Below are 9158 nucleotides of genomic sequence, written 5' to 3' on the forward strand. Positions count from 1 at the left end.
GTTAAGGTCAGGGCGCTACGGCCGCAACCGCCTTGGAGGTCACGTTGTCCTTCCCCCGACCCGACCACCCCGGCCTGCGGGCGCACTACGAGCGGGAATGGGCTGCGGGACTGTTCGCCTTCACAGAAGGCACGTTCCACCCCGATCCTGTGCCGCGTGACGGCGTCCCGCGTTTCGGCCTCAGTCTGGTGGTCCGCGCCGAGGGCGGCTTCGCCGACCGGATCGCGGCTGAATCCGAGGCGATCGCGGCTCGCTGCCGCGGCAACCACCTCAACTACGTGCCGCGCGACCTGCATATGACCGTGCGGAGCCTCGAGGGCTTCCAGGACACCGTGCCACAGCGGCAGATCGACCACTATCTCGGTCAGCTCAAGGAAGCGACCGAAGGCCTCGGTCCGATCGCGGCCCGTTTCGAAGGCCTCGGCGGGTCCCGGGGCGGGCTCTACGTGCGCGGCTACCCGAACGCCGACCTCCTCGAGCTGCGCCGCCGCATGCGCGACGCCCGCGTCCCCTTCGGCAACCTCGGCCCCGCCGGAGGCGATGGCGACCGGTACCGGGACAACGCCCACGTCACCCTCCTCGTCCCGCGCGAAGCGGTCCCCGAACCCGAGGTCGCCGCCTACGTCGACGCCCGCACCGCCGTCAGCTTCGGTTCGATCACCACCCGCGAGATCGCACTCGTCGTCTGGCGCCCCGACCTCCGCGCCGCCAACATCGAAGTGATCGAACGCGTCACCTGGTTAGCCCCGCAAGGAGAACCGATGCTCCGCATCGAGTGGACGTCGCACGAGCGGAAGCCGCAGCCGGCGATCGACGAGCTGTACGCCGACCTGCAGGCTTCCATAGCGATCGACGGGCCGACGGACTTCACCGTCCTCGTCTGCGCCACCCAGCTGCTCGAGACCCGATACGTGATGGCGCACCTCCGCGGATTCGGCGACCGGGAACGCACCCTCGACTACGCCGACATCGTCGAGCTCTTCGAGAACCTGGACGCGGCGCTGGAGGCGCTCGCGGCCGGGCGGACCGGGATCATCGCGCTCTACCCGGGCCAAGGCGCCGAGTACCCCGTCTTCGAGTGCAGCGCCGATGAAGTCCGGCTGTTCATGGTGCCCTGGCTGGATGCGGAACGGCTCGACCGGTCCCGGCCGCTGCCGGACGGTCTCAAGTCCCGCCCAGGTGCGACGGCCGGTCGCGCGCAGCTGATCGGCCATCTCAAGGAACTGCGCGGCGCCTTCGCGCGATCGGTCGCCGCGCGCGATCCCCGGCTCGCGCAGTACGATCCGATCCGCCGTTGGCTGCCCGCCGACGGACCCGACGAGTAGAGGAAGCGCATGTCGATCGGTCTTCGCATCGTCGAATACGACCCCGACTGGCCGCGTCAGGCGACCGTGATGATCGACGCTCTCGATGCCGCCGCGCCCGGCCTGTTCGCCGCGATCGAGCACATCGGCTCGACGGCGGTATCCGGGTTGGCGGCCAAGCCGATCATCGACCTGATGGCCGCCGTGCCGGAACTCGATGTGGTGACGCCGCATGAGGAGGCGCTGGCCGGGCTCGGGTTCTTCCCGCACGACAACGGGATGCGAGACCGTGCGCTGTTCGTGCGCGCGGACGACGGGGTCCGCACCCATATCCTGCACGTCGTCACCGAGGCGAGCTGGCCGACGCGGAACCAGCGACTGCTGAGGGACTTCCTGCGCGCCAACCCGGGGGACGCGGACCGGTACGCCCGGCTCAAGCGCGGGATCGTCGCCGCGGGCATCGGGCCGGGCGAGTACGCGCGGGCGAAGACGGCACTGGTGCAGGAGCTGACCGACAAGGCCCGCGCCGAGGTCGGGTTGGCGCCGGTGCCGGTCTGGGAGAAGGGCTAGCGGCAATCCAGTTGCCGGGGAAGAGGGGACGGCTTAACCTGCGGCGATGTGGAAACCCATGATCGACGCCACCGTGGTCCGTGAGCGGATCGCCGACGAGATCGGCCCGGTCACCGCGTGGGAGGCCGTCACCGAAGGGGAGAACTCGCAGGCTTATCGGGCCGTCTCCGACGGTCGCGACATCGTTGTGCGCGTGAACCTCCGGCGGGAGGGCTTCGACCTGGACGCTTGGGCATGCCGGCTTGACCACGACATCAAGGTTCCTGAGGTGCTCGCAATCGGCGCGGTCGACGAGGCCTGGTTCTGCGTGAGCACCCGCCTGGTCGGGTCGCGGCTCTGCGACCTGGACATGCCTGCGGTCAAGGCCGCCGCGCCCGCCGTCGCCGAGACCCTGCGCCGCATCCACGACGTTCCCGTGGCCGCCGGAGGCTTCGGCGGGATCGATCCGGCCACCGGCAGCGGGCGCGCACCGACATGGGCGAGCGCCGTCGCGTGGGGTGTGCCGGAGTCCTGGTCCGAGATCGACGATGAGGCCGATCGGGAATTCCTCGAAGCGCTTTCGGCATCGGTGCTCGCCGAGGTCCGGACGCTTCCGGACTTCGACCGGCTGCTGCACGGCGACTTCACCGGCGACAACCTGATCGTCGGCGAGGACGGCGGGATCGGCGTCCTCGACTGGGAGACCGCGATGGTCGGCGACCCGCTGTGGGACGTGGCCTACCAGCTGTTCTGGAGCCGGGCCATGGCGAACATGGTCCCGCAGGCGCGCGCCGCGGCCGCGGGCGCGGCTCCTGAAGGCCTCGACCGCATCCGCTGCTACATGCTGGTCACCGGCCTGCGGTCGGCGTCGTTCTATCTCGGCCAGACCCGCACGCCCGCACTCGATCTGATGATCGACATGCTGCGGGCCATGCCGAAAGCCCCCGCAACGATCGCGGACTTCCTGCCCGATGCCGCGTAAGCCGCCGCAAGGCGTCCTCGACGCGTTCGCCGCCGCCGGGGAGCCGCGGCTGCTCGACGGCGGCCAAGGCGAGACGGCGTCCGGGACAACTGGTGGAGCCGCGGCGACCGCGTCTCCTGGGACCTGGACGCCGTCGCGGAGGCGCCCGCCCTGCGACGGCTGACGGCGGCCAGGGTGCCGGTTTCGGTCAGGGAGCAGCTGGTTCACGGCGACCTGCTCGGCAACGTCCGCTACGAGCCGGTCCTGCCTCCGGCGATCATCGATTGGGCGCCGTACTGGCGTCCGACATCCTGGGCGGCAGCGGTGGCCGTGGTCGACGCGCTGTGCTGGCACGGTGCCGACGCGACGCTGGTGGAACGCTGGTCTCATCTCGCTGCGTGGCCGCAAATGCTGCTGCGCGCCTTGCTGTACCGCATGATCACCGACCTGGAGGCCGCCCGATCGCGCGGCGAGGACTGGGAGCCGCATCCGGTCTACGGGCCGGTCGTGGCGCTGGTCCTCGGTCGGGCCGAAGGCGCTCAGTAGCAGCTCCAGGAGAACTCGACCCGGTCGAAGCGGTGGGCCGCGAGGTCCTCGCGGCCGATGGTCCACTCGGAGGTGCCGCAGTCGCCCCAGGGCATCCCGGCGTCCGGGTCGTAGTCCATGCGGGCCAAGAGGATCGGCAGGCCGAACGCCACCGCGTCAGGCGTGCCGGGCAGATCCGGGACCTGCGAGGTCGGCGCGCACGGGAACTCGCCCTGGGCGCTGACCGCGTAGTAACCACCGATGCGGTGGTCGCCTTGGCCCGGGGTCGCCGGGTGATCGAAATCCATGAGGGCCTTGCGGATCGCCTTGCCGGCGACCGAAGCGGCCACCGGCGAACCGCCGTCAACGCGCCGCAGCCCGATCGAATCCCGCCACAGCGACCGCCACTCGCCAAGCGTCTCCGACACTGCGTTCCCTTCCCCCGACAAGCCCATCCACATGCCGGGCTCACCTTAGCCGCGTTTGGCTATGGACGAGGGACTGTAGGCTCCCGGCGCATGAGCGATGCCACCGTCATGTTGGAGACCGTCGACCGTGAAGGCGGCGCTGCGAAGCGGCGTCCCTGGTACCGGTGGCGGTGGCTGCGCGTGCTGTCGTGGATCGGAACGGCCGGAGTGGTCGTGTACGCGCTGGTGCGGCTGCTGGGGCTGGAGACCGGGTTCTTCCTGGTGACGACGGTGGCGTTCGTGCCGTACTTCGTGGTCGCCGCGCTCGTCGGGACGGGGATGCAGGCCGCGATCCGGCACTGGCTCGCCGCGGGGATCACCGCGGCCGGCGCGGTCGGGCTCGCTGTCGTGCTCGTGCCGCGGGTCGTCGCCGACGAGCAGCCGCAGGCGGGCGGGGCGGAACTCACCGTGATGTCCGTGAACCTGTATGTGGGGAACGCGGACTTCGACGCGATCATGGCGATGATCGAGGAGCACCGGCCCGACCTGCTGAGCGTCCAGGAACTGACCCCCGGCGCACCCGACGCGTTCGCCGAGCGGGGCCTGGACGAGATGATGCCGTACTCGATCCTCGAACCGGACGACCTCGCGGTGGGGACCGGCCTGTACTCGCGGTACCCGCTCGAGCGGATCGAGACCGTAGGGCGCGACGCGATCTTCTACCAGATCGCCGCCGAGGTCGACATGCCCGAAGGCACCGACATCCGATTCATGGCCGCCCACCCCGCCGCGCCCGCCTCCGCCGAGCGGATCCCGTTGTGGGAAGAGGACTACAAGCAGCTGCCGCGCCCTGACGGCGGCCTGCCGTGGGTGCTCGCCGGGGACTTCAACGCCACGATCGACCACCAGAACATGCGAGAACTGCTCGACTCGGGGTACACGGACGCCGCCGAGGCCATGGGGGAGGGGCTCGACGCCACCTGGCAGCCGACCGAGGGGTACCTGAACGGCCTGATCAAGATCCCCGCCGTCACCCTCGACCACGTGATCGCCGAGGAAGGCATCGAAGTGCTTGACTGGGAAGTGCTCGACAAGCACAACAGCGACCACGCCCCGATCGTGGCCCGCCTGCGCCTCCCCGCCGCCTGATTCACGAGAAAGTTTTCCCGGCAAGCGATGATTCCCGGCGGGGCGCCTCGTCATAGTGAGTGAGAGCAACAAGATTCACTACCGGAAGGCCAGTCACATGCGTCAGCTCATCATCACCGCGTTCGTGTCCCTCGACGGCGTCATGGAGGCCCCCGGCGGCGAGGCCGGGTACCGCAACACCGGCTGGACCTTCAAGGACATCGAGTTCGTGCCCGAGGCCTACGAGCTCAAGGAGCGCGAGCAGAACGAGGCCGGGGCGCTGCTGCTGGGCCGCCGCTCCTACGAGGCGTTCGCGCCCGTGTGGCCGACGATGGTCGACGAGTTCGCCGGCTACAACTCGATGCCCCGCTACGTCGTCTCCACCACCCTCGAGCAGGACGACGAGCGCTGGCCGGCCACGATCCTCCGCTCGCTCGACGACGTCGCCGCGCTCAAGGAGACCGAAGGCGGCCCGATCTCGGTGCACGGCAGCGCGACTCTCGGGCACAGCCTCGCGGACGCCGGGCTCGTCGACCGCTACCACCTGCTGGTCTTCCCGAAGCTCCTCGGCGCTGGCAAGCGCCTGTTCAGCACCGCCGACAAGGACGCGACCCTGCTGAACCTGGTCGAGCACGAGGTCTACAAGAACGGCATCCAGAAGCAGGTCTTCGACGTCGTCAAGTAGTCGGCGGTCTTCATGGGCCGGAAGCGATTCCGGCCCATGACACCGCTCAGTCCTCGACGCGGTGGTCCTTCGGGAGCGCCAGCCGCGCGCACGGCAGCTCGGCCCCGCTGATCAGCTCGGTCTTGCGCTCGCCGTCGGGGACGAACCCGTACCGCGTGTAGAAGCGGCGGCTGATCTCGTTGCCCTCGAGTTCCCACACGCGCACCGGCCAGAGCCCCTGCTCGGCGAGCCACCGCTCGCCTTCGCGCATGAGGGCGCGGCCCGCGCCGCGGCTCCAGTGGTCGGGGTGGACGTAGAGCATCCGCACCTCGCCGGGGGTGCCGGGCCCGGCCTCCTCCTCGGTCGCCTCCGTGTAGTCCCAGGTGAAGACCGCGAAGCCGATGACGTACGGGCCCTTCTCGGCCACGAGGGTGAGTTCGAGGTCGGGACGGTCGGCGAGACGGCGCACGTAGCGTTCGGAGGCCACTTCGGGGAGCCCGGCGAGCACGTCGGCGTCGATCAGGCCGGCGTAGGCCGCGCGCCATGCCGCGGTGCGGATTTGAACCATCTCATCGGCGTCTGCGGGGGTTGCCGTTCGGATCCTCATGTCTACCAACCGTGCCTGAAGGTCCACAAGAAAGCAACCATTGACGCGCGGTGAATTGCCGGAGCAACCCGTCTGTGCAAGAAGTGTCTAGTCGACGGGTGATTCCAGCAGCCGCAGGGTCCGGGCGGTGGCGTCCACCTCGGCGCGCGTGCCGATGGGCATCGGCAGGTTGGGGCCGGTATGTCCGAAGTCGACACCCGCGAGGATGGGGAAGCGGTAGTCGCCGAGCACGTCGAGGACGACCTCCCGCACCGAGACCGGGCCGCCCGGGGCTTCATCGGGGATCGCGACGTCGAGCGGGATGCCCACGACCATGGCGCTGACGCGGTCGAAGACGCCCTGCATGCGCAGCACGTGGAGCTGGTTCCAGACGTGGCCGAGGTTGCGGCCCACGTCCTCCCAGAAGAACACCGCGCCGTCCCAGGTCTCGGGCGCGAACGCGTACGGCGAGGCCTGCACGTTGATGATCCGGTCGAGCAGGCCCCCGACGAGCCGGCCCGCGGCCTTGCCGGGCTTCCAGGTCTCCCAGGCGTTCTCGGCCGGGAGGCTCACGTCGTCGATCTTACCGGTGAGCAGGCCGAAGACGAGGTCGCGGATCGCGGCGTGGCGCTCGGGGGACTGGGGCCAGTGGACGCCGCTGAAGCCGTGCGCGAGGTCGGCGTGGAAGCCGACGAGTCCGGTCTGGGAGTGCAGCGCCAGGTGGAGGGCGGTGATGTCGCTGTAGCCGAGGAGCGGCTTGGGGTCGCGGCGGACGGCCTCGTAGTCGATGCGGTCGAGGTAGGCGGTGGTGCCGTTGCCGCCGTTGAAGGCGATGATCGCGCGGACCTCGGGGTCGACGAGGAGGCCGTTGAGCTCGGCCGCCTGGACCTCGGGCGCGGCCGCGCGCCAGAAGTGGCGATCGCCGGATTCGACGAGGGGCGTCACGCGGGCGCGGAAACCGAGGTCTTCGATGACGGCGACCGCCGCGCGCAGCTCATGGTGCCGCTCGAGCGGGGCGGGACCGGACGGTGCCGCGATCGCGACCGTGTCGCCGGGCTGCAATCGCTTGGGACGCAGGGGTTCCATGAAGACAGTGCCTCCTTCGTGGGGAACGGGGCCGCCCACAGCCTACGGCTGGGGCGGCCCCGGTGCAATCCTTGAATGAAAGCGTTATCGCACCGGCAGGGCGGGCTCGATGACCTCGTGCGAACCGTCCCCGACCGGGGTCGCCTTGCGCGCCTTGCGGACCGTGAGCGCGATCCCGGCGGCCGCGACGAGCACCGAGGCCGCGAAACCGGCGAGCGTCGCCGCGTCAGGAGCGACGAACGACTGGCCGCGCACCGCCTGCACCGCCGTCGTGGCGAAGACCCCCAGGTAGCCGACGGCGAGCCAGCGCACGATCGCGGCGCGGACGCGCTCGTCCCGCATCCAGGCGCGGCGGGCCGCCACGAAGCCCAGGAGCATCGCGGCGCCGATGAGGACGTGGATGCCGTGCAGGCCGATGAAGTGCGGGACGCGCATGTCGCCGCCCGTGGTGGACCAGCCGGTGAGGAACATGCCGTTGCCGTCCAGGTCGCCAACGCCGTGACCGGCGTTGAGGACGACCTCGTCGCCGTTGGCGTCCACCGCGGTGCGCTCGCCCTGGCCGCCGACGGTGACGATGAAGAACGCGGCGAACATGCCGAGGGTCGACAGCAGCAGGCCCCAGCGGACGACCGCCGTGACGGCCTTGTCGCCGATGCGCTGGAACAGCACGATCACGGCGATCACCAGGTTGGCCATGAACATGACCGGCACGAACTGGAAGGCGAGCTGCACGACCTGGTTGAACGGGTCCTCGGAGGTGTTGAAGTGGCTGTACGTGCCCATCGCGGCGGCCGCGACGATAACGCCGACCTCGGCCGCGCTGATGACGGCGAAGAGGGTGCCGAAGGCCCAGCCGGTGCGGCGGAGCTTCGTCATGTGGGAGAGGAGCCAGGCGAGGCTGAGGCAGTAGGTGGCGAACGAGAAGCCGAACTTGAAGGCCTTGATCCAGACGCTCTCGCCGTTGATGAGGCGGTCGTCGAACGGGATCGCGGCGAGGGAGGCGAGGGCGATGACGCCGCAGGCGATGCCGAGGACGAGGAGCGGGCGGTGCCAGCGGCGGCCGCCCTGGGTGAGGGCGAGACCGGACGCGGCGGCCTGTTCGGTGAGGGAGGCGACGCGGTGGCGGGCGGCGGCGGGGGTCTTGTTCATGGCTATGACGTTATGGCGATACGCGTTGCGGCACATTGACGTTGGCCGCCGAATAAAAGGTGGGGCCAGCCTCACCCCCGGCGCTACGCTGCGGCGATGGGAATCGTGTACGTGGTGCAGCACGGCGAGAAGGAGCGGGCGCCGGGCGATCCGGGCCTGACGGCGCGCGGGCGGGAGCAGGCGGCGCTGGCCGCGGAGTGGCTGCGGGACAAGGGGTTGCGGGCGGTGTACGCGAGCCCGCTGGCGCGGGCGCGGCAGACCGCAGCGGCGGTCGCGGCGGCGGCGGGCCTGCCGGTGCTGATCGATGCGCGGGTGGCGGAGCGGATGAACTGGGACGAGAGCGTGCCGTTCGAGCAGTTCGCGGCGGACTGGGCGCGGGCGAGCGCGGACCGGAACTTCGTTCCGGCGGTGGGCGACTCGTCGCGGGCGGCGGGGGCGCGGTTCCGGGAGTTCCTGGAGGAGCGCGGCGGGGACGGGCCGATCGCGGTGGCGTGCCACGGCGGGGTGACGGTGGACCTGCTGCGGACGCTCATCGGCGACGCGGCGGTGCCGGAGGTGCTGCTCGCGGACGGCGTGCCTTCGGGCGCGATCACGGTGATCGACGGCCTGCGCCCGGTGTCGATCGCCGCCACGGGCCACCTCGACGGCCTGGAGACCGGGCACCGGCCCGGGTGAGGCCGGGCGGCCCGGATTACGCCGGTCGGCTGTGCGGCCGGCCCGGCCAAGGCCGCCGGGCCGCCGGGCCGCCGGGCCGCCGGGCCGCCGGGCCGCCGGGCCGCCGGGCCGCCGGGCCGCCGGG

At 70.9% G+C, this 9158-nt stretch carries 11 protein-coding genes; 7 read left to right on the plus strand and 4 right to left on the minus strand.

Annotation, left to right across the window (positions count from 1 at the left end; translation table 11 throughout):
• Positions 1-44 precede the first annotated feature (44 nt).
• The 4 genes from J5V16_RS23755 (at position 45) to J5V16_RS23770 (ending at position 3360) form a co-directional block, all read left to right on the plus strand.
• Complete coding sequence (locus J5V16_RS23755) at positions 45-1325, plus strand: 2'-5' RNA ligase family protein (RefSeq protein ID WP_208499816.1); 1281 nt, start codon at positions 45-47, stop codon at positions 1323-1325.
• A 9-nt stretch (positions 1326-1334) separates the two neighbouring features.
• Complete coding sequence (locus J5V16_RS23760; RefSeq protein ID WP_208499817.1) at positions 1335-1874, plus strand: GrpB family protein; 540 nt, start codon at positions 1335-1337, stop codon at positions 1872-1874.
• A 46-nt stretch (positions 1875-1920) separates the two neighbouring features.
• A complete protein-coding gene (locus tag J5V16_RS23765) occupies positions 1921-2835 on the plus strand; it encodes a phosphotransferase family protein (RefSeq protein ID WP_208499818.1) in 915 nt (304 codons plus the stop codon).
• A 174-nt stretch (positions 2836-3009) separates the two neighbouring features.
• Entirely contained in the window at positions 3010-3360 is a 351-nt protein-coding gene (locus J5V16_RS23770; protein WP_208499819.1) for a hypothetical protein, read from the plus strand.
• On the opposite strand, the gene J5V16_RS23775 is transcribed toward J5V16_RS23770, so the two are convergent.
• On the minus strand, positions 3354-3767 hold the full coding sequence (locus tag J5V16_RS23775) for a DUF1963 domain-containing protein (protein WP_208499820.1): 414 nt from the start codon (positions 3765-3767) through the stop codon (positions 3354-3356). The two genes, J5V16_RS23770 and J5V16_RS23775, sit on opposite strands and share 7 nt — an antisense overlap.
• Before the next feature lie 90 nt (positions 3768-3857).
• Here J5V16_RS23775 and J5V16_RS23780 point away from each other — a divergent pair, with 90 nt between their 5' ends.
• The gene (locus J5V16_RS23780) at positions 3858-4895 is read left to right on the plus strand and encodes an endonuclease/exonuclease/phosphatase family protein (RefSeq protein WP_208499821.1); all 1038 of its coding nucleotides are present in this window, start codon (positions 3858-3860) and stop codon (positions 4893-4895) included.
• Between the two features lie 97 nt (positions 4896-4992).
• Positions 4993-5559, plus strand: a complete 567-nt coding sequence (locus tag J5V16_RS23785) for a dihydrofolate reductase family protein (RefSeq protein ID WP_208499822.1) — start codon at positions 4993-4995, stop codon at positions 5557-5559.
• 46 nt (positions 5560-5605) lie between these two features.
• On the opposite strand, the gene J5V16_RS23790 is transcribed toward J5V16_RS23785, so the two are convergent.
• The 3 genes from J5V16_RS23790 to J5V16_RS23800 form a co-directional block, all read right to left on the minus strand.
• Positions 5606-6106, minus strand: a complete 501-nt coding sequence (locus J5V16_RS23790) for a GNAT family N-acetyltransferase (protein ID WP_208499824.1) — start codon at positions 6104-6106, stop codon at positions 5606-5608.
• A 126-nt stretch (positions 6107-6232) separates the two neighbouring features.
• The gene (locus J5V16_RS23795; protein ID WP_208499826.1) at positions 6233-7210 is read right to left on the minus strand and encodes a S66 peptidase family protein; all 978 of its coding nucleotides are present in this window, start codon (positions 7208-7210) and stop codon (positions 6233-6235) included.
• Between the two features lie 84 nt (positions 7211-7294).
• Complete coding sequence (locus J5V16_RS23800) at positions 7295-8359, minus strand: hypothetical protein (RefSeq protein ID WP_208499828.1); 1065 nt, start codon at positions 8357-8359, stop codon at positions 7295-7297.
• 96 nt (positions 8360-8455) lie between these two features.
• On the opposite strand from J5V16_RS23800, the gene J5V16_RS23805 reads away from it, so the two are divergent.
• Positions 8456-9034: a histidine phosphatase family protein gene (locus tag J5V16_RS23805; protein ID WP_208499830.1), complete on the plus strand. Its 579-nt coding sequence runs from the start codon at positions 8456-8458 to the stop codon at positions 9032-9034.
• Positions 9035-9158: the final 124 nt, after the last annotated feature.

Origin of the sequence: Glycomyces niveus (genome assembly GCF_017592475.1) — a bacterium.
In the GTDB taxonomy this organism is placed as follows: domain Bacteria; phylum Actinomycetota; class Actinomycetes; order Mycobacteriales; family Micromonosporaceae; genus Glycomyces; species Glycomyces niveus.